This is a genomic window from Micromonospora sp. NPDC005291, assembly GCF_040607415.1.
Classification (GTDB): domain Bacteria; phylum Actinomycetota; class Actinomycetes; order Mycobacteriales; family Micromonosporaceae; genus Micromonospora.
The window spans coordinates 47,474-67,881 of record NZ_JBEXGR010000030.1; the positions used below are offsets into that span (position 1 = coordinate 47,474).

Annotated in this window: 17 protein-coding genes and 1 pseudogene; 10 read left to right on the forward strand and 8 right to left on the reverse strand. The window is 70.3% G+C overall.

Going from position 1 to position 20,408, the window contains the following annotated elements; genetic code table 11:
- Positions 1-53 precede the first annotated feature (53 nt).
- The 4 genes from ABZT18_RS28940 to ABZT18_RS28955 are packed head-to-tail and all read right to left on the reverse strand — an operon-like array spanning position 54 to position 3,673.
- Positions 54-560 (reverse strand): hypothetical protein, encoded by a 507-nt coding sequence (locus ABZT18_RS28940; protein WP_354991951.1) that lies wholly within the window; start codon positions 558-560, stop codon positions 54-56.
- The gene (locus ABZT18_RS28945) at positions 557-2,014 is read right to left on the reverse strand and encodes a HAMP domain-containing sensor histidine kinase (RefSeq protein ID WP_354991952.1); all 1,458 of its coding nucleotides are present in this window, start codon (positions 2,012-2,014) and stop codon (positions 557-559) included. Before ABZT18_RS28945 ends, ABZT18_RS28940 begins: the two co-directional genes overlap by 4 nt.
- Positions 2,011-2,706 (reverse strand): response regulator transcription factor, encoded by a 696-nt coding sequence (locus tag ABZT18_RS28950; RefSeq protein ID WP_354991953.1) that lies wholly within the window; start codon positions 2,704-2,706, stop codon positions 2,011-2,013. The genes ABZT18_RS28945 and ABZT18_RS28950 overlap by 4 nt, the downstream gene beginning before the upstream one ends.
- 16 nt (positions 2,707-2,722) lie before the next feature.
- Positions 2,723-3,673, reverse strand: coding sequence for a phosphatase PAP2 family protein (locus ABZT18_RS28955; RefSeq protein WP_354991954.1), 951 nt, complete (start codon positions 3,671-3,673; stop codon positions 2,723-2,725).
- Positions 3,674-3,942: 269 nt separating this feature from the next.
- On the opposite strand from ABZT18_RS28955, the gene ABZT18_RS28960 reads away from it, so the two are divergent.
- Positions 3,943-4,449 carry a winged helix-turn-helix domain-containing protein gene (locus ABZT18_RS28960; RefSeq protein ID WP_354991955.1) on the forward strand — a complete coding sequence of 169 codons (507 nt, stop codon included), beginning with the start codon at positions 3,943-3,945 and terminating at the stop codon, positions 4,447-4,449.
- A 71-nt stretch (positions 4,450-4,520) separates the two neighbouring features.
- Here the strand turns inward: ABZT18_RS28960 and ABZT18_RS28965 are convergent, their stop codons facing one another.
- A complete protein-coding gene (locus ABZT18_RS28965; protein WP_354991956.1) occupies positions 4,521-8,894 on the reverse strand; it encodes a S8 family serine peptidase in 4,374 nt (1,457 codons plus the stop codon).
- 284 nt (positions 8,895-9,178) lie between these two features.
- Between ABZT18_RS28965 and ABZT18_RS28970 the strand changes: the two genes are divergently transcribed.
- A complete protein-coding gene (locus ABZT18_RS28970; protein WP_354991957.1) occupies positions 9,179-9,763 on the forward strand; it encodes a winged helix-turn-helix domain-containing protein in 585 nt (194 codons plus the stop codon).
- Between the two features lie 47 nt (positions 9,764-9,810).
- Here ABZT18_RS28970 and ABZT18_RS28975 read toward each other — a convergent pair whose 3' ends face one another.
- Entirely contained in the window at positions 9,811-10,707 is an 897-nt protein-coding gene (locus ABZT18_RS28975; protein ID WP_354991958.1) for a diiron oxygenase, read from the reverse strand.
- Positions 10,708-10,878: 171 nt separating this feature from the next.
- Between ABZT18_RS28975 and ABZT18_RS28980 the strand changes: the two genes are divergently transcribed.
- The 8 genes from ABZT18_RS28980 to ABZT18_RS29015 all read left to right on the forward strand — a co-directional run bounded on the left by ABZT18_RS28980 (position 10,879) and on the right by ABZT18_RS29015 (position 19,089).
- Positions 10,879-11,478: a TetR/AcrR family transcriptional regulator gene (locus tag ABZT18_RS28980; protein WP_354991959.1), complete on the forward strand. Its 600-nt coding sequence runs from the start codon at positions 10,879-10,881 to the stop codon at positions 11,476-11,478.
- Complete coding sequence (locus ABZT18_RS28985; protein ID WP_354991960.1) at positions 11,475-11,774, forward strand: DUF4873 domain-containing protein; 300 nt, start codon at positions 11,475-11,477, stop codon at positions 11,772-11,774. Before ABZT18_RS28980 ends, ABZT18_RS28985 begins: the two co-directional genes overlap by 4 nt.
- Positions 11,775-13,268, forward strand: a complete 1,494-nt coding sequence (locus ABZT18_RS28990; protein ID WP_354991961.1) for an NAD(P)/FAD-dependent oxidoreductase — start codon at positions 11,775-11,777, stop codon at positions 13,266-13,268.
- On the forward strand, positions 13,258-14,130 hold the full coding sequence (locus ABZT18_RS28995; protein WP_354991962.1) for an SDR family oxidoreductase: 873 nt from the start codon (positions 13,258-13,260) through the stop codon (positions 14,128-14,130). Before ABZT18_RS28990 ends, ABZT18_RS28995 begins: the two co-directional genes overlap by 11 nt.
- Positions 14,127-14,954 carry an alpha/beta fold hydrolase gene (locus ABZT18_RS29000; protein ID WP_354991963.1) on the forward strand — a complete coding sequence of 276 codons (828 nt, stop codon included), beginning with the start codon at positions 14,127-14,129 and terminating at the stop codon, positions 14,952-14,954. The genes ABZT18_RS28995 and ABZT18_RS29000 overlap by 4 nt, the downstream gene beginning before the upstream one ends.
- Positions 14,955-15,029: 75 nt before the next feature.
- Complete coding sequence (locus tag ABZT18_RS29005; RefSeq protein WP_354991964.1) at positions 15,030-15,650, forward strand: TetR family transcriptional regulator; 621 nt, start codon at positions 15,030-15,032, stop codon at positions 15,648-15,650.
- A 75-nt stretch (positions 15,651-15,725) separates the two neighbouring features.
- Complete coding sequence (locus ABZT18_RS29010; RefSeq protein ID WP_355252941.1) at positions 15,726-17,306, forward strand: MDR family MFS transporter; 1,581 nt, start codon at positions 15,726-15,728, stop codon at positions 17,304-17,306.
- Positions 17,307-17,532: 226 nt separating this feature from the next.
- The gene (locus tag ABZT18_RS29015; RefSeq protein WP_354991966.1) at positions 17,533-19,089 is read left to right on the forward strand and encodes an OFA family MFS transporter; all 1,557 of its coding nucleotides are present in this window, start codon (positions 17,533-17,535) and stop codon (positions 19,087-19,089) included.
- A gap of 73 nt (positions 19,090-19,162) precedes the next feature.
- Here the strand turns inward: ABZT18_RS29015 and nrfD are convergent, their stop codons facing one another.
- Together nrfD and ABZT18_RS29025 are read right to left on the reverse strand one after the other, a co-directional pair.
- Positions 19,163-20,236 (reverse strand): NrfD/PsrC family molybdoenzyme membrane anchor subunit, encoded by a 1,074-nt coding sequence (gene nrfD / locus ABZT18_RS29020; protein WP_354991967.1) that lies wholly within the window; start codon positions 20,234-20,236, stop codon positions 19,163-19,165.
- Positions 20,233-20,408 (reverse strand): annotated as a pseudogene (locus tag ABZT18_RS29025) (4Fe-4S ferredoxin); the annotation flags it as partial. The pseudogene ABZT18_RS29025 and the gene nrfD, both read right to left, overlap by 4 nt.

A 20,408-nucleotide genomic window follows, 5' to 3' on the forward strand; every position in this document is an offset into this window, starting at 1 on the left:
GGTCGGGTTCGCCCGTCGCTCCGATCAGCCGAGCGGAGTCGGCCGTGGCCGGGTCACTGGAGCGGGCAGCGCCGGGGCTGCCGGGCACCGTCGGGCCCGACGATGGTGACCGGTACGAAACTCCCCACGAGATCGGCGCGTGCCGCGGCGTCGGCCACGGTGCAGACGATCTGGTCAACCGCGTTCGCCGACAACGGCTGCGCCGCACCGCTCGTCGTCACCGTGAGTCCGGCTCGATCGACCCCTGGCGCCACCTTGACCGGTACGAACCCGGCCGGCACCTCGCTGGTGAAACCGTTGCCGCGCTCGTTCTCGTCCGGACCGGCCGAGAGCAGGGCGAGAGCCTCGGCGGGCGAGGGATCCACCTTTGCCGGGCGGAGAGTCAGCATGAGTTCGCCCTGTGCGAGCAGGTAGAGCACGACGACGCCCCGCGACGAGGGGCCGCTGACCGCGGGGCGACCGGTGATGACGCCGCTGGGCCGTACCCCGCAGCCCGTTATGAGCAGCGTGAGAAGCAGTCCGCTGGCGAGCAGCGCGCGGCCCGTCCGCCGGCCGGTCACCGGGCACCTCCGGCGTCCGCCGTGTCGCGGGGCAGGCGGAGCGTGAACACCGCGCCGCCGTTGGGGCCGTTGCCGGCGACGAGACTTCCCCGTCGCGCGCCGTGGCGGTGCAGGCGCGCGTTCTCCCAGGAGATGGCGAGGCCGAGGCCGCTGCCCTCGGAGCGGGTCCGCGCGGTGTCCGCCTTGTAGAAGCGGTCGAAGACGTGCGGCAGCACCTCCGGATCCAGTCCCGGCCCCTGGTCGCTGACCTCGATGGTGACCCAGTCCGGCTCGGCGCTCAGGCGCACGGACACCGGCTCGGCGCCGTGCCGGAAGGCGTTGCCGACCAGGTTGGCGACGATGACGTCCAGTCGACGGGGATCGAGTCGGGCCAGGATTCCGGGCGGTAGCTCCGTCCGTACCCGGTCGGTCCAGCCCCGGATCCGCAGGGTCGCGGTCACCGCCGCGGCCACGTCCACCGCATCGAGCGCGAGCCGCGCTGTGCCGGAGTCGAACCTGCTGACCTCGATGAGGTCGTTGACCAACTGGGTGAGGTTCTGCGTCTCCTGGCTGACCAGCCGGGCGGCCCGGCCCGCGTCCCCGGGCAGGTGGTCCGCCTCCTCGTCCAGCACGTCGGTGACCGCCGTCATCGCGGCCAACGGCGTACGGAGTTCGTGCGAGACGTCGGCCACGAAGCGGCGGGCGTCGGATTCCATCCGCCGCAGCTCACCGACCTGCCGCTCCAGCGTCCCGGCGGTGTCGTTGAAGGTCCGCGCCACATCGGCCAGCTCGTCGGCGCCCCGGACCGTCAGCCGGGTGCTCAGGTCACCCTCGCCGAGGCGGCGTGCGGCCCGGCCCAGCTCGCGGACTGGTCGCAGCACACCACGGGCGGCCAGCAGGGCCAGCAGGACGGCGAGGATCAGGGACAGCCCGCCGGTCAGCCATGCCCAGGTGGCGAGCCGGTCGATGCTCTGCTGCTCTGCCGCCAGACTGCGCACCGAGTAGACCTCCAGCCCGGACGCTCGGGACGTGCCGTCGGGCCGGTCGAGCTCCAGCTGAGTGCCGATGAGCAGCATGGGTTCTCCGTCGAGCGAGACACGTTGCCAGGCGATGCGTCCGTCAGCGACCTCGCGGCGCAGCTCGGAGGTGAGCAGGTCGGGTACCAGGAAGGGCTGCGACCACATGTCCCGGTACACGACCACCGCGTCTGTTTCCCGGTCGGAGAGGCGCTGGGCCAACAGGTCGAGCTCGTCCTGGGTCGGCGGGAGCTGCGCTATCGGGTAGACCTTCGTGAGCTGATCGGTCAGCGACGCCACCGCGGCGTCCTGCGCCTGCTGGAGGATGACGGTCCGGGCCTGGAAGTAGCTGCCGCTGGCCACGACCGCCGTGGTGGTCACACCCAGCACCGCGAACGCCAGGAGCAGCCGGACCCGCAGGCCCGAGACCCGGGCGCCGGCCCAGCGCCACAGGGTCACAGCGGCCCGAACCGGTACCCGAAACCACGCACGGTCTGGATGAAGACCGGCGCCGACGAGTCGGCCTCGATCTTGGCGCGCACCCGTTGGACGCACGCGTCCACGAGTCGCGAGTCGCCGAGATACCCGTGCTCCCACACGGCCTCCAGCAGTTGCTGGCGGCTCAGCACCTGGCCCGGTGTGTGCGAGAGCTCAAGCAGCAGGCGCAGCTCCGTCGGGGCGAGGCTGACCGGCGTCCCGTCCTTGCTGACCACCAGCGCGGCCCGGTCGATGGTCAGTGCGCCGTGCTGTTCCAGGCCGGCCCGCTCGCCGCCGTTACGCCGGGACTCGCCAGCGGTCCGTCGGAGCACCGCACGGATGCGCGCCTCAAGCACCCGGGCCTGTACGGGCTTGACCACGTAGTCGTCGGCGCCGGCCTCCAGGCCCGCCACCACGTCCATGTCGTCGTTGCGGGCGGTGAGCATGATGATCGGCAGGTCGCCGAGCTGCCGGATCCGTCGACACACCTCGAACCCGTCCATCCCGGGCAGCATGAGGTCGAGGACCACGACGTCGGACGAGGTCGTGCGCAGCCGCTCCAACCCCTGCTCACCGGTCTCCACGGCGTGCACCGTGTGCCCCTGTCGGGTGAGTGCCAACTGCAGCCCGTCGCGGACCGTCTGGTGGTCTTCGATCAGCAGCACCTGGGACATGTCGTCCAGTATCCCATCATGAGATCTTTTGGGGTTCGGTCGATGGCTGCTGCTCACGGGGTCGCGCGGCCATCGGCACGGCGAAGTCCGCCGAACGCACCAGGAACACCACCGAACCCACGAGGAACATCGTCATCCCCGCCGCCGCCACGATGGCGACGAGCGCGCCACGCTGCACCGACGCGGCCAGACCGGGCACGATAACCACAAACGCCCAGCCCAGCACGACCAGCCCGACGGTCGCCTCGGCCAGCCTGCGCCACAGGCTGCCGCCGTCGAACCCGCCGACCGTGTCGTGGTCGCCACGCCAACCCGCCAGCGCGGTCGCGGCCAGGCAGAACAACGCCACACCCAGCAGTACGCCGCCGAGCGCGTCGCTGAACCGGTGCCAGCCCGCGATCATCGTGGCCGCGGCGACCACCGAGACACCTGCCGCGCCCGGCATCGCCAGCCAACGCCGGGCCCACCCGGGCAGGACCAGCATGAACGCCAACAGCAGGGCTGTCGCCGCCGCGACGTGACCGCTCGGGAAACTGTTGTGGGTGGTCGAACTCTCGATCTGGAGATCCGCGCGGGGCAGCGCCGACTTCACCGCGCCGGCCGCCACCACCGCGCTGAGGACCATGCCCACGCCGACGACTCCCGCAACCAGCCGTCGGCGGAGCACGCCCACCAGCAGCACCACGCCGAGCAGGGCGGCGAGGAGCATCGGGTTGCCAAAGGTGGCCAGCACGGCCTTGGCCGGACCCACCAGGACGGTCTGCTGCTCGTACCCTCCGCCCCGCTCTGCGCGCGGCAGGAGCACACCGTCGAGCCACTGACCGGGGTACGTCCGCACGAAGACGGTGGCGGTGAGAGTCAGGGCGAGCAGACAGCACAGAGCCGCCGCCAGCAGCCGAAGACCCAGAGGCACCCCGGCGCGGGCATGTGGCAGTGGTCGCGCCGGCTGCGGGCATCCGATGGACATGGCGACCATGCTCGCCCCGACAGGTCCGTACGACGTACACGGATTGTCTTGGTTCTGTCACAACTCCCCCCGCTGCGTCCGAAAAGCGGATCGTCGGCGAGGGGCGGGGTGAGCCTCGACGGAGCAGGTGGGATTCACATGCTTACATGCAACTATGTTTTACGCTGCCGAGATCAGCCACCACTAGGGTCAGGACACCGATCGATGTTTCTCATCGACGGAGCGAAAATCCATCCGGAGTGATGTGGGGAACCGGAAGGGGTTGGGGAATGCAGGGAGTTCCAGTCGTCAGCCTGGTCATCGGCATCGCGTCCTCGCCGGCAGAACGCCGGCATCTGGCCCGGCTGCTCGGCGGGAGCGACGCGTTCCTGATCGTCTCGAACGTCGACCAGGCACGAGAGTTTCTCGGGGTGGTCGAGACGCCTCCCGTCGCGGCTCCCCAGACCACGGCCATGCGCGCCGAGGTGGCGCCGGGCCCCCAGCCGCCGCCACCCGACCTGGCCGTCGACTCCGACCGCCGGGTGCTGCGGTGGCGCGACCAGGAGATCGACCTGACCCGGTTGGAACACGACGTCCTGCTCTGCCTGGTGCACGCACCCGGGCAGGTCTGGACCTACGAGCGACTGCACCTTGAGGTCTGGGGCAACCGGCACCTCGGCCGCGGCTCCGACATGCACTCGGTGGTCCGTCGGGTGCGCGGCAAGCTCGCCAGTCTGAACGCCGCGGCGACGATCCACTCGGTACGCGGGGTCGGCTTCCGGCTCGCCCCCGTCTGATCCGCCGGACATGGTCCGGCCCGCCTGGTCTCAGACCAGGCGGGCCGGACTTTTTCACTACCGCTCAGGCGTCAGCACCGGATGGGCGCCAACCCGAAGTTCTCCACGGTGGGAGTGGCGGTGTCGATCCTCGTCTGACGGGTCTGCGGCTTCCAGCCGTCCTTGGCGACGATCATCGTGAGCGGGTTGTTGCGGCGGTCCACCCAGTAGGCGTACTTGCCCTCGGCGTCGGTGGCGAAGGTCCACGACGCCGCCCACGAGTCGACCTGGACGACCGCGCCGGTGAGCGGCGAGGTCGCACCCTGGCAGCTGGTGCCGGTGACCGTTCCCATGAGCTTGCCCCAGGTCTTCGGGGGGTTCGCGGTCATGGTCACCGCTACCGGCGCCACCGAGTACGGCGTGTTCTCCGTGATCCCGACCGAGCCGGAGTAGGTGCCCGGCTGGTCGACGTTCGCCGTCATTCCGACGGTGACGGTGACCTTCGCACCCGGCGCCAGGGTGGCCGCCGACTTGTCGATGGTCATCCAGCTGACGTCAGCGCCCGCCTCGGCGCATCCTTCGAAGCCCGGGAGCACCTCGCTGTCCGGAGCCGCGTCGAAGCTGCCGGACGAGCCACCGATCTTGTAGAAGCCGCACGCCGCGCCACCGCGATAGCGCGCGGTGTTGGCGTTCGGCAGGTTCGACCACGAGCTGGTGGCCGGGTCGTAGGCGAAGCCGGCGTTGCTGATGGCTCCACCCTGCGAACCACCGACGACGAGGAGCTTGCCGCTCGCGACAGCGAACGAGCTGGCCCAGTTGTCGGCCGGTGCGTCGGCGATCGCGGTCCAGGTGTTGGCACCCGGGTCGAAGGCGTAGCTGGCCTTCTGCGCGGCGGTCCCGTCATTGCCACCGGTGCAGTAGACCGTGCCGTCGATCCCACCGCAGGAGGCGAAGGCCACCGACTTCGGGTAGTTGGCCAGGGTCTCCCAGGTGTCGGTGGCCGGGTCGTACCGGACGACACTGTTCGACATCGGCGTGCAGTTGGCCGTCGTGCAGCCACCGATGGCGTACAGCTTGCCGTCGACGACCGCCTGACCGGCCGCAGCTCGCGGCGCCGGGTTGTTGGCCAGCTCCGTCCAGGTGTTGGCCGCCGGGTCGTACGACCAGGTGGCCGAGTCCGGACCGGCGTCACCCCAGCCACCGGTCACGATGATCTTTCCGTCCACGACGCCCGCCGTCAGGGCGTTGCGGGCTTCGGGAAGGTCGGCGATCGCCGCCCACGTCTGCGCGGTCGGGTCGTAGGCGTAGTTCTTGGTGGTGGAGGCGTTACCGTCGCCACCGCCGAGCGAGTACACCTTGCCGTCCAGGTTCACCACCCGGTTGTCCATGATGGCCGACGGGTAGTTGGTGATGTCGGTCCACGGCGCGGCCTGCGGGCCGACCGCGGCGGCGACCCCCTTGGCCTCCTTGCCGGACGCCTTGGCGGCGAACGACGTCGCGACGGTGAGTCGCTGCTCCGGCGCGCCGCTGGCCCCGAGCATCTGCTGCCTGGTGACCTTGGACCCGTCCGCCCGGAGGAGTTCGAACCCGTTGTCACGCTCACTGAACTTGACCTCGACCGGCGCGCCGCCGGTGTTGGTCACCGTGAAGGTCTTGCTGGTCTTGCCGTTGGGCATCTGGAGCGTCGCACTGAGCGCCGCCGGCGTCACCGACACTCGGCCGGCCGCGAGCTGGAAGTTCGCGGCGGTGGCCCAGTCGGCTTCGACGTCGACCTGCTTGGTCTGGCTGACGTAGTTGCCGGCGGTCGCGGTGAACGGGTGCGTGCCGGTCAGCGTCGAGTAGATCCAGTAGAAGCCGTCGGCGAGCCCCGGGTCGTCCGGCGTCGCCACGGTGACGGCCTTCTCGGCGGGCCGGTCCTTGCTGGTGACGGTCGCGCCGTTGACGTAGCTGTTGTCGTTCTTGTCGCGGACGTTACCGACGACCAGACCGCCGTCGACCGGCACGCAGGTGACCTGGCTGCCGATCAGGACGCTGTCGACCTCCCACCACCACTCGTACGAGGCGTCGTAGTAGCGGAACCGGACCTGCACCTGCGCCTTACCGGCCGCCTGCGGGATCGGGATCTCGGTGACCTTCGGGCCCCGGACGTCCGTCTCCTGCCGGAGCACGTTGGTCCAGGTGGTGCCACCGTCGATGCTCAGATCGACGTCGGCGGTGTCGTCGGCCAGCTGGTTGAAGTCCTGGTTGAACCGGATGACCGGGGTCGTGACGCTGGTCAGGTTGACCACCGGGCTGACCAGGGAGGTGTCCTGGCTGCCGCCCGCTCCGTAGTCGTCACTGTCGATCATCGCGAAGTTGCCGCTGGCACCGGTCAGGTTGCCCCGGCTGCCGTCGTCGGTGAACTTCCAGACCTGCCCGCTGCCCGCGTTGTCCACGACAGTCCAGCCGGCCGGCGTGGTCGTGCCGTCGAAGGTCTCGTACTCACCGTCGGAGCCGAACGTGTACCCGGGCGCGGCGGTGCAGGTGGTGGTGTCCACCGGCACGGCGACGTTGGCGGTGGCATTGCCCGAGCCGACCACGACCTCCTTGGTGACGGTCTGGTAGCCCGGGTACTGCGACTCGTACTTCAGGGTGTACGTCTGCCCGGCCGGCAGCTTGATGCTGTAGCGGCCGTTCGACGGCGTGGTGTAGTCGTAGACACCGGACAGGCCCGTCACGGTCACCTTCGCGTACAACGGCCAGCCGTGGCCGGAGCCGTCGGTGACCGCTCCGGTGACGTTGACACTCGGCACCGGCGCCAGCACGACGTTGAGCGTCGTGGTCGCACCCTTGGCGACCGTCGCCGGCTTCGTGGTGCTGCCGTAACCGAACGCCGCCACGGCGACCTGGTAGTCACCGGTGGGGAGTTGGGTCGAGTACTTGCCCTCGGCACCGGTGGTCAGCTCACGCGCGGTCGGGCCGGAGAGCGTGAGGGTCGCGCCGGCGATCGGGGCACCGGTGGCCGCGTCGGTGACGGTGCCGGCCAGGGTGCCGATGTCGCCGGTCGGGGCGGCGTTGAGCAACGCGAGGGCGTCCAGCAGGCCTTCGCCGTAGACGTTGTTGTCGGCCGTGGTGCCCCCACACTGGCCGTCGGTCTTGTCGATCGCGGCGCCGTTGAGCAGCGCACGGGTCGCGTTGACGTCACCGACCAGCGACGGAGCCGCCGAGTACAGCAGCGCGATCGCACCCGCGAGGTGCGGTGCGGCCATCGAGGTGCCGCTGATGCTGGCGTAGGTGCTGCCCGGAATGCTCGACCGGACGTTCACGCCCGGCGCTGAGATGTTGGGCTTGATCTCGCCGTTCTGCCCGGCGCCCCGGGCGGAGAAGCCGGCGACGTTGTTGTTGATGTCGTACGCGCCGGTCGAGTAGTTGCTGACGAGGCTGCCCGGCGAGCCACTGGTCTGGCATGCCGGTCCGCTGTTGCCGTTGGACCAGACGCCGAAGATCCCGGACGCGGCCCAGGCCAGCGTCACGTCCTCCATGAAGGGCTCGTTGGACGGGTCCCGGGTGCCCCACGAGTTGTTGATGACGTTCGGTCGCTTGCTCGCGTCCGCGTTCTGGCCGTTGAGGTCCAACGGCTCGAGCATCCACTGACCGGACTCGATCAGAGCGGCGTCGCTGGGGCAGCAACCGTTCGCCGCGATCCACTTGACCCCGGGGGCGACACCGATCTGGTTCGCGCCGTCGGAGCCGGCCATGGTGCCCATCGTGTGCGTACCGTGGCCATCGTCGTCACAGGGCGCGGCCGCGCAGGTACCGGCGGCGTTGAACCAGTTGTAGTTGTGGTCGAACGTCCCGTCGCCGTTGTTGCCCCGGTAGGAGTTCACCAGCGCCGGGTGGTCGAACTGGACCCCGGTGTCGATGTTCGCGATGGTGATGCCCTCGCCCTTGACGCCGTACTGGGACCAGACGTCGTCGGCGTTGATGTTGGCGATGCCCCACTCGAGGGCGTTCACGGTCTTCTCGTCGGTGCCCTTGGTGGTCTCGGGCACCTTGTAGGCAACCGGGGCGTAGAGGCCCTCGACCTCGGCGTGGCCGGCGAACTTCTGCGCCATCGCCAGGGAGCCGCTGCTCACCTTGATCGCATTGGTGGCCCAGAAGGTCTGGTACTTCGCGCCCGAGCTGTCGAGGTCGGCCCGGATCTTGCCCTGGCTCGCCGCGGCGGTCGTGCGCAGAGCGTCCGCAACCGCCGTGCCGCGCTTCGACCAGTCCTTGATGGCACTGGCCTTGCTGAAGTCCGCCCGGTCCTTGAACCGGATCCAGAAGTCCCCTTCACTCTTGGCCTGGAACTGCTTGGCGAGCTCCGGGCGGATCTTGTCCCCCGTGGGGGCGCCCGCCCCCATCCCGCCGCCCGGCGCGGCCTGCGCGCCTGAGCCGATGGTGGCCAAACATGTCGCGGCGAGGATCGTCGCCGCACCGGCACTCACCAGTGATCTGGCTGTGCGCCGCCATTGTGGACGTCTGAACATTGGTGCTGCCTCCCTCAGAACGACCCAGGGTGAAAACGAGCCATGGTGAAGGTGCGGAAGGTTCGCCTCGATGGAACCGGGCGAATGAACCCTCCATGCCTCCCCATGCACCGCGCGGGTCACGCCGGTTGCCCGAGTGGACACTATGATCGAGAAGAACGGACGATCAAGAACTTGCCGTGAGCAACTTGTCGCTAAGAGTTGCCCTGCTAGCGGCGCGCTTGCCAAACATTGTCAGGACCATGACGATAGCTGGGCAGGGATGCCCATCGATCCCGGGCGGTGCTGTGGCCGAGGACGACGAAGCGACGGCGGATGGGGCTGATCCGGCCGACGAACCTTTCCCGCTGCTGATCGCGGTGACTCCGTCGCCGACCGAGCGCATCCGACTCGCGGAGCGCCTCGACGGCATCGCACCGCTGCTGCTGGTGGCCGACCTCGACGAGCTGCGCCGGCTGATCGCCGCCCCGCAGCAGCTGGCCGGGGCGCCGTCCGAGCCAGCACCCGCCCCCGCGACCGACGCACTGGTCATCGACTCGGCCCGGTCCACCGCCCGCTGCGGGGCCCGCGAGATCGACCTCACCCGATTGGAACACGACCTGCTGACCTGCCTGACCACCGCGCCGGTCCGGGTCTGGAGCTACGCCGAGTTGCACCGGTCGGTCTGGGGTGACGAGGGGCGGGAACGCAAGGCGGACGTGCAGTCGCTGGTGAAGCGGCTGCGGCGCAAGCTGCAGGACCTCGGCACCGGTGCCTCGATCGAAGCGGTGCGGGGTGTCGGGTTGCGGCTGACCGACCGCCAGGAGCCCCGCATCGGCCGGGCCTGACCGCTGACCGATGTGGGCAGTTCCCGGACTCGGCCGGGGATGACAGATCAGATCAATCCGGCCCGGGCCCACAGCAGCCGCCCCGGCCCGGACACCAGGCCAACGCCCGCCAGGTTGGCGTGCACCCGCGTCGCCGACCAGCGCAGGGTGGCACGCCAGTGCGGGTTGGCGCGGGCAGCGGCCCGGCCAACCGCCGGCGGGATACCCACCGCCGCGTACACGTTGGGATGGACCAGGCGGTTGGCGATCGTGTAGGCGGAACGACCGACCAACAGTCGGGCGTACGCCATGGTGACCGGGCCGGTGGCCGCGACCGCGGCGGCCAACTCCTCGCGGGCGAACCGGACGTGTCGCGCCTCCTCCACCACGTGGATGCGGGAGACCATCCGAATGAGCGGCTGGAGCGACTCGTCTGCCATGATCTCCCGCTGGAACGCGTCGAGGATCTCCTCCGCGATGAGGATCGCGGCGTACATCTGGGGGCCGCTGGCGGTGGCCTTGAGGAAGCGCCCGAGGTGATGGTCCACGGTGCTTGCCCGGTAGACCGGGCAGCCCATCGCCTCGATCAGTCGGCCGAACATGATGGAGTGCCGGCACTCGTCGGCGACCTCGGTCAGCGCGTACTGGGCCTGCCGGCTGGTCGGGTCGGCACTGTAGTACTCCCGGATCAGCATCTGCATGAGGATCGTCTCGAACCACAGCCCGGCGCTGGCCGCGCTGGCCACCTCGTGCTTGGTGAGCTCAACGCGCTGATCCTCGCTGAGCTGCTCCCACAGTGGCGTCCCGTAGAGGCTGCTGCGCTGTGGCGGGAGCCAGTAGGCGCCCGGGGTGTGCGGGGCATCCCAGTCAATCTCGACGGTCGGATCGTAGCTGGTCCGCAGTGAGGACGTGAGTAGTCGCTCGGCGACCGCCGCGCGTTCGGTTTCCGCCGGTGCGGCCTCCATAGCTCTTCCTCCATATTGACGTGACGACCGGTAACTGTTACGAGTAGTAGCATGCAATCGCCGCTCACAGATGTCAATGCGTCCGACCCGCCCCCGGACGGCGATCCGAAAGCGAAGGGCAACGGCCGCCGAGACCGCTGGGCAGACCATCGTGAACAACGACGGCAGGAGTTGGTCGGGGCCGCGGTGCAGGCGTTGCTGCGACACGGGCCGGAGGTCGACATGGAACAGGTGGCCGCCACCGCGGGCGTCAGCAAACCGGTTCTCTACCGCTACTTCGCCGACAAGTCGCAGCTCTGGGTGGCGGTGAGCGAGGTGGTGGCGGCCCGGATGGTCGACACCATCGCGCCGGCGATCGAGCAGGTCCGCGAGGAACGTGACCTGGTCGAGGCGACGATCGACGCCTACCTCGGGGTGATCGAGTCGGAGCCGAGGCTCTACCGGTTCCTGATGCACCAGTCCGGCGACCCGGGCATCCACCAGGTGGTCGCCGGCACCAGCCGGCAGGTGGCCGCCGGGCTGGCCCGGGTCATCGGCGACCGGCTGCGTTCGCTGGGCCTGGACGCCGGGCCGGCGGAGCCGTGGGCGTACGGCCTGGTTGGCTTCGTGCAGGCGGTCGGTGACTGGTGGACCACGCAGGGCCAGCCGATCAGCCGGGCGGCCCTCACCGACTACCTGACCGCTCTGCTGTGGAGCGGAATCGAGGGGGTGCGGGCCAGCGCCGACCTGCCCCGCGAGCTGACCCGCGCCCACGAGCGGATCGTGCCGTGAGCTACCACGGCCCGGCGGGCGTCGAGGGCACCTCGGTCCAGGTGCACCTCAGCGGGCGGTGGGAGCCGGTCGACGGCCGCTACCACTGGGGTGGGCGGATCGAGCCCGAGCCACAGGTGGCCCTCCTGCTGCGCTCCGGCCGGCGCGACGTCGAGCTGCACATCGCCGGCCGCGTCCGGTCCGCCCGACTGGCCGAAATCGATCCGTGGGGCGGCGTACGAATCGCCGGCGTGGGCGACCCGCCCTGGCCGCCCGTGGCCGAACCGACTGCCGCGCCCGAGCTCACGGAGGAGTGAATGGAGACAGAGGTTGCCATCATCGGCGCCGGCTTCGGTGGCCTGGGGGCCGCCATCCGCCTACAACGGGCCGGCTTCACCGACTTTCTCGTCTTCGACCGGGGTGATGACGTCGGCGGCACCTGGCGTGACAACAGCTACCCCGGCTGCGCCTGCGACGTCCCGTCGCACCTCTACTCGTTCTCCTTCGCCCCCAACCCCCGCTGGTCGAACACCTTCTCCAGCCAGCCGGAGATCTGGGACTACCTGCGCGGCTGCGTCGACCGCTTCGGGATACGACCGAAGGTGCGGCTGCGCCACGAGGTGCGGGAGGCGAGCTGGGACGACCAGCGCCAACGCTGGCTGCTGCGCACCTCCGGCGGCGACCACACGGCACGGGTTCTGATCTGTGCGGCCGGCCCGCTCAGCGACCCCGCCATCCCCGACCTGCCCGGGATCGACGAGTTCAACGGCACGGTCTTCCACTCCGCCCGCTGGCGGCACGACCACGACCTGACCGGCCGCCACGTCGCGGTCATCGGCACCGGGGCATCGGCGGTCCAGCTCGTGCCGCAGATCCAGCCGACGGTCGAGCGGCTGACACTGTTCCAGCGCTCCCCCGCCTGGATCATGCCAAGGCTGTCGCGCCGGATCAGCCGGGTCGAGCAGGCCGCGTTCCGCACCGTGCCCGGCGCGCAGCGGGCCGTGCGGGCAGGGCTCTATCTGGTACGCGAGACCATGGGCCTGGGTTTCCTGCACCCGGCGGTCAACCGTCTCGCCTCGCGGCTGTCCCTGCGTACGCTGCGGCGTCAGGTCACCGACCCGGCCCTGCGGGACAAGCTCACGCCCCGGTACGCGATGGGCTGCAAGCGGGTGCTGATCTCCAACGACTACTGGCCGTCGCTCGCCCAGCCGAACGTGGACGTGGTCACCGCCGGCATCGATCGAATCGTGCCGGATGGCCTGGTCACCGCCGATGGTGTCCACCACCGGGCGGACACCATCATTCTCGGCACCGGCTTCCACGTCACCGACTCCCCCGTCGTGCGGCGCATCCACGGGCGTGGCGGGCGCAGCCTTGCCGAGGCCTGGACTCCCAGCATGCACGCGTACCGGGGCACCACCATCGCCGGTTTCCCCAACCTGTTCTTCCTGCTCGGCCCCAACACCGGACTCGGGCACACCTCCGTGGTGCTGATGATCGAGGCGCAGCTGCATCTGGTGCTCGCGGCCCTACGGCACATGCGGGCCAAGGGCATCGAGGCCATCGAGCCCACCGGTGCTGCCCAGCGGCGCTGGACCGAACGGGTCGATCAGAAGATGACCGGCACCGTGTGGGAGACCGGCTGTAAGAGCTGGTACCTCGACAGCACCGGCCGCAACACCACCATCTGGCCGGGCTTCGCCACCAGCTTCCGGCTGCGGCTGCGCCGGTTCCGCCCGGCCGATTACCGGATCGCCACGGCTGGCGACACACCCAACGAGACGGAACGGGAGCACGCCGATGCGGTATGACCTGGCGGGCAAGACGGTGCTCATCACTGGCGCGGCGCGCGGCATCGGGGCGCAACTGGCCCGCGAGGCCGTCGCCCGCGGCGCGCAGGTTGCCCTCGTGGGCCTGGAAGGCGAGCTGCTCAAGCAGCTCGGCGCCGACCTCGACGCACACTGGCACGAGTGCGACGTCACCGACCAGGCCGCGCTGGAGGCCGCCGTCGCCTCCACGGTGGATCGCTTCGGCGGCATCGACGTGATCGTGGCGAACGCGGGCATCGCGAACCTCGGCACCGTCGCCGTGGGCCCGGTCGACGCGTTGGTGCGTACCGTCGAGGTGAATCTCTGCGGCGCGATCCGCACGGTCAGCGCGGCGCTGCCCCACGTCACCGCCGCTCGTGGCCACGTCCTCATCGTCTCGTCCGCGGCGGCCTTCACGGCGATGCCCGGCATGGCGGCCTACTGCGCGTCCAAGGCGGGCGTGGAGCAGTTCGCCAACGTGCTGCGCCTGGAGACCCGCGCGGCCGGCGTCACCGTCGGCACCGCGCATCCGATCTGGATCGACACCGACCTGGTCCGTGACATCCGTGACGACCTGCCGTCGTTCCGCACCGCGCTGCGCCGGCTGCCGTGGCCGCTGTCCACCGTCGTCCCCGTCGAGCAGTGCGTCGACGCGCTGCTACGCGGCATCGAGCGCCGCAAGCGCAAGGTGTACGTGCCACGGTCGCTCGCCGTGGTGCAGGCACTGCGGCCGGTGGTGCTGAGCGGCTTCTCGGACGCGTTGATCAGCCGATTCGGCGGCCAGAGCATGGTCGGTCAGATGGAGGACGAGGTGCGCCAGCTCGGGCGTTCCTTCGGCAGGACGTCGGTAGGAGGGCAGTCATGACCGTTCACTTCCGTCGCGCGGGCAGCGGTGAGCCGCTCGTGCTCATCCACGGCATCGGTCACCGCCACCAGGCGTGGGAGCCGGTGTTCGACCGGCTCACCGCACACCACGAGGTGATCGCGCTCGACCTGCCCGGCTTCGGGAACTCCCCCGTGCCCGGCGCCGGCATGCCCGCCGACATGGCCGCCACCGTCGCCGGGGTCCTGCCGTTCCTGACCGAGTGGGGGTTGGAGCGTCCGCACGTGGCCGGCTACAGCCTCGGTGGGGCGATCGGCCTGGAGCTTGCCGCCAGCGGGGCGGTCGCCTCGGCCACCGCCTTCTCCCCCGCCGGTTTCTTCACCCCGGCTGAGCGTCGGCGGGCGCTGGCCATCCTCAAGCTCTTGCGGGCCAACTCGTACCTGCCCACCCCGATCATGCGGGTCGCGCTGCGCTCGGCGTACCTGCGGGCGTTGTGCTTCGCACCGCTGATGGCCCGCCCGGCGCTGCTGGACGTCGACCGCGCGCTGGGCGACGCGCTCGCCCTGCGGCGAGGGCTCGGCTTCAACGCCGTGGCCCGAGCCGCCCGCCACTACAAATTCGACTGCCTCCGGCTGTCCGACGTGACGGTGCCGGTCACCATCGGCTGGGGCGACTGCGACCGGATCTTCGGTGTCCACCAGGCCGAGCGCGTCCGGGCCGGCCTGCCGGCAGCCCGGGTGGTGACGCTGCCCCGCTGCGGGCACGTGCCGATGAGCGACGACCCGGACCTGGTCGCCACGCTCATCCTGGAGACCACCGGTGCCGTGCCCCGCACCGAGCGGTCGGACCCGTCGGTGGCCGCCTAGCGGCGCGAGTCAGGAAAATCACTTCAGAGACTAAAAACTTGCAGCCTCCGCAAGTTCGCTCCTAGCCTCGCTCGCGTGACCGACACCGACCACGCTGCCACCGGGCGTCGGGACCGTAAGAAGGCGCAGACGCGGGCCGCGCTGACCGCCGCCGCACTGCGGCTGGTCGCCGAACGCGGCCTGGAGAACGTGACGGTGGAGGAGATCAGCGAGGCCGCGGACGTCTCCTCGCGTACCTTCTTCAACTACTTCGCCTGCAAGGATGAGGCGCTCACCGACGACCCGGCGCTCGACGGCAATCCTGTCGTGGCGCGTCTGGCCGCCGCCCCTGCGCAGATGCCGACGTTGCAGGCCGTCCGGCTCGCCCTGGACGAGGCGATCGACACGATTCAGGCCGACCGGGAGTTGTGGCGGCTGCGGCTGGCGGTCATCACCCAGAACCCCTCGCTGCTGCCCCGGCTGATAGCCGGCAACATCGCGACCGAGCGGGCCATGGTCACGGCCATCGCCACCCGCCTCGGCGTAGGCCCCGACCATGGCCACCCGCCGCTGATCACCGCTGTGACCGGTGCCGCCTTCCACACCGCGATGCTGCGCTGGGCCGCCGGAGACGACACCCGGCCCCTGCGCGACTTCGTGGACGAGGCGTTCGCCGCGGTCGCCGCCGGCCTGCCGGATCCGCCACACCCCTCCTGACCCCTCCACAATCCCGCCCCGGCGCATCAGCTCCGGGGCCAGGCAGTCCGCCAGAAACCCGACAAGGGAGCGTCAATGACCACCACCGTCCCGCCCGCCGACATCGCCGATGTCGGCACGCGCATGTCGCGTCGGGAGGTTCTCCAGGCCCTGTCCGGCCTGATGGTCGGCATGTTCGTGTCCATCCTCGCCTCCACGGTGGTGGCGAACGCGCTACCGCGGATCATCGCCGACCTGAACGGCAGCCAGACCGTCTACACCTGGATCGTCACCAGCGAGTTGCTCGCCATGACGGCGACGGTGCCGCTGTGGGGCAAGATGGCCGACCTCTACAGCAAGAAGCTGCTGATCCAGCTCTCGCTGGGGCTGTTCGTGGTGGGTTCACTCATCGCGGGCTTCACACCGAACGTCGAGGTGCTGCTGGTCAGCCGTGTCGTCCAGGGCATCGGCGCCGGCGGCATGACGGCGCTGGCCACGATTGTCATGGCGGCCATGATCCCGCCGCGTGAGCTGGGCCGCTACGCCGGCATCTTCGGCGCGGTCTTCGGTGTCGGCACCATCGCCGGCCCCCTGATCGGTGGGCTGCTCGTCGACACCTCATGGCTGGGCTGGCGGTGGTGCTTCCTGATCGGCGTCCCGTTCAGCATCATCTCCATCGCCCTGCTGCAGCGCACCCTGCACCTGCCGGTCGTCCGCCGCAAGGCCAGGATCGACTGGCTGGGTGCCCTACTCATCACCTCGGGCGTCTCCACGCTGCTGATCTGGTCGTCCCTGGCCGGGAACAAGTTCGACTGGGCCTCGGGCTGGACGGCCCTGATGGTCATCGGCGGTCTGGTCCTGCTGGCGCTGGCCGTGGTCGTCGAGTCGCGGGCGGCGGAGCCGATCGTCCCGCTGACGATCTTCCGTAACCGCACGGTCTCGCTGGCCACGATCGCCAGCGTGCTGGTCGGTGTCGCGATGTTCGGCGGCACCGTCTTCCTGTCCCAGTACTTCCAGATCGCGCTGGGCAAGTCGCCCACCGTCGCGGGCCTGATGAGCCTCCCGATGATCTTTGGTCTGCTCGTCTCGTCGACGGTGGCCGGTCAGCTCATCACGAAGTACGGCCGGTGGAAGGCCTACCTGGTGTCCGGCGCCGCGGTGATGAGCGTCGGGATGCTGCTCCTCGGCACCATCGACGCCACCACCTCCGTCGTCCTCCTGTCCATCTACATGGCCGTGCTGGGTATCGGCGTCGGCATGCTCATGCAGAACCTCGTGCTCGCCGCGCAGAACGACGTGCCGGCCCACGAGCTCGGCGCCACCACCTCCGTGCTGACGTTCTTCCGCAGCATGGGCGGCGCGATCGGGGTCAGCGCCCTCGGCGCGGTCCTGGCGAGCCGGGTGACCTCGCTGACGGCCGAGCGGCTCGGCCCTGCGGCGACGGCCGGCGGTGGCACGGCTGAGGTGCCTGACCTGTCCACTCTGCCCGAGCCGGTGCTGCGCATCGTGCAGGACGTGTACGGCACCGCCACCGCCGACCTCTTCCTGGTCGGCGCGCCGTTCGCACTGCTGGCGCTGTTCGTCGTGCTGTTCATCAAGGAGAAGCCGCTGCACACCCTCAGCGGGGACGAACGACGCGCCCAGGAGGAGGCGGCCGCGAAGGCCGCGGTTCACTGAGCTGTACGACAGCAGTCGGGGGCGGGCCGTTCGGCCCGCCCCCGTTGTGCGCCCATACCCCTGGCCCCGGCGGCGTCGCCGCATTTTCCGGTAACCGCAAGCCGCGAACCGCTTGCCACGTAACGTGAGGTGCAGCCGGTCAACGGCTGACGCCAGACGCGCCGGGCCGGGGCTTCGGACAGCTCTGCATCGCCTCCGGCCTATTCCGCCGCAGGAGGTGCGGACCATGCTGTCGGTTTTTGATCCTCGGCACACTGTCGCTCCCCCGGGATACAGCCGCTGGCTCATCCCGACCGCAGCACTGGCCGTGCACGTGTGCATCGGGCAGGTCTACGCGACGAGCGTCTACAAGAACTCCCTCATCGCGCACTTCGACACCAGTCAGACGGCGATCGGGGCGATCTTCAGCATCGCCATCGTCATGCTGGGTTCGTCCGCCGCGGTGGGTGGCCGTTGGGTGGAGAAGAACGGACCGCGCCGGGCGATGTTCGTCTCGGCGTGCTTCTGGGCGGTCGGGTTCCTGGTCGGCGCGCTCGGCATCGCGACGCAGCAACTCTGGCTCCTCTACCTCGGATACGGCGTCATCGGCGGCATCGGGCTCGGCATCGGCTACATCTCGCCCGTCTCGACCCTGATCAAGTGGTTCCCGGACCGGCCCGGCCTCGCCACCGGGCTGGCCATCATGGGGTTCGGCGGCGGTGCCCTGGTCGCCGGCCCACTCGCACGCCAACTGCTCTCCCTCTACGACTCCGGCTACAACCCCGACAACCCGGCCGCCGTCGCGTCGGGACATGCCCTCGTGGCGCTCTTCGTCACGTTCGGCATCGGCTATTTCGTGATCATGATGTTCGGCCCGTTCAACATCCGGGTTCCGGCACCGGACTGGCGGCCCGCCGGGTTCGATCCCGCGAGCGTCGCCTCTCGGCCTCTGGTGACAAGGGCGAGCGTGTCCGCGACGAACGCCGTGCGTACCCGGTCGTTCTGGCTGCTCTGGATCGTGCTGTTCTGCAACGTCACGGCGGGCATCGGCATCCTGGAGCAGGCCAGCCCGATGATCCAGGACTTCTTCCGGGACGACGGGGCCACCGCCGTCTCGGTGTCGGCGGCGGCCGGTTTCGTGGGAGTGCTGTCGCTGTTCAACATGGCCGGGCGGTTCGTCTGGTCGACGACGTCCGACCTCATCGGCCGCAAGCCCATCTACATGATCTACCTCGGTGTCGGCATGGTGTTGTACCTGCTGCTCGCCGTGGCCGGTCACTCCGCCACGGCGGTCTTCGTGCTGATCGCCGCCGCGATCATCTCCTTCTACGGCGGTGGCTTCGCGACCATGCCCGCCTACCTGCGCGACCTGTTCGGCACCTTCCAGGTCGGTGCCATCCACGGTCGGATCCTGACCGCGTGGTCGGCCGCGGGTGTCGCCGGCCCGTTGATCGTCAACGGGATCCTCGACACGCAGGGCAAGCCGGGCACCCTCACCGCGTCGGCGTACCGGCCCGCGCTGTTCACCATGGTCGGCATCCTCGCCATCGGGTTCATCGCGAACCTGCTGGTCCGTTCCGTGCCCGAGCGGTTCCACGAACCCGACCGGGGACCAACGTCACCCGTCGCGAAGGCCAGCATCACCGAGCCGGTCGCCCTTGGACGGGACAGCCAACCGCCCACGCCGACGCACGTCGGTACCCAGACCGGGCGGCTCTGGTTGTCGTGGCTGCTCATCGCGGTGCTCCTCGGATACGGCATCGTCCAGACCGCCATCACCGCCGCGAAACTGTTCACCGGCTGACGCATCCGTCGCGGCCAGACCTCAGCGGAGGAAGGCGCCCCTTCGGGGGCGCCTTCCTCCTTGCGCGGTCCGCTCAGAGCCGGGTCGTCGACCGGTTCTCGTCGAGCCGCTCCCGTTGTGGCACGACCGTGTACTTCGGATCGCGTGCCGACACCCTTCCCGCCTCGAAGACGCCGAACCGGGTGGCGACCGACGATGCCACGAGGGCCGCGCCGGAGATCGCCGCCAGGACCCGGCTGCGTCGGCTGACCAGCGCCCCTGCGGTGCCCACGGCGAGCAGGGCACGCCCTGCCTTGACGAGCTGGCCGCTGCGCCCCTGGGTGTAGGGCTCGCTGGTCAGCCCCTGCCGCTCCAGCCGATGCCCTCCGCCGAACTCGATGGCCGCGGCGGCCAGGACGAGTCGTCGCAGGGGGGCAGTCTGCGCGGCGGGTGCCGCGATCAGCCCGACCCCGGACGCGGCGGCGAGTGCGCTCCCGGCGAAGACGAACGGCAGCGACGGGTAGGCGTCGTGCCAGGACGGTACGGCCGTGTCAGCGAGCAGGACCCCGGTGTACGTGGCCAGCGCCGGCGCGGTGGCCGCGGCAGCCAGGCCGGCGACGTTGCCAATAGGCGGTGCGAGCCGGCGGGCGAGGCCGAGCACGCCGTGCTGCGGGAGCAGCGGCGCGAGCTCGGCGACCGCGGCCACGCCGGCCAGCGGCCCGAACGCGGCGAGGATCCAGGTGCCGACCGACATCGGCGAGGTCACCTTGGCCACCCGGAGCATGTGATGGAACCGGGCCGGCCGCCCGAGGTCGTGGACCAGCAGGTACGTGCTGGCGGCGACGCCGCCGAGGGCCGTCCAGCGGCCCACCGTGCGCAGCCCGGGTCGTCCGGTCAGTTGGGCGCCCGCGCCGATCAGCGCACTTCCGGCCGCGAGGCCCCCGGTGAACAGGTAGCCGGCGATGTCGTACTTCCACACGGGCGGTTTGAGGACCGGCCGGCCGTAGTAGGAGGCGAAGTCGGCCGGCGGCACCGTCAGCTGCTCGCCGCCGTCGCCGCGTCGCCTGCCGGGCTGCCGGTGGCGTTTCCCGTCGGGCTGATCAGGACCGGCCTGAAACTCGCGGAACCGGGCGCCGACCGGCTCGTTCGATGGCGTCGCGTCGGTCATGGCCGCCTGCCCAGGAACGCGACCGCCGTGGCGACGGCCATCGTCATCGCCGCCAGGCCGGCGCGCTTCCACATGGCCGGCAGGTCGCGAGTAGTCACGATCGGATCCGGTGGTAGCCCGTACACCTCGGGCTCGTCCAGGAGCAGGAAGAACGCGCCGTCACCACCGACAC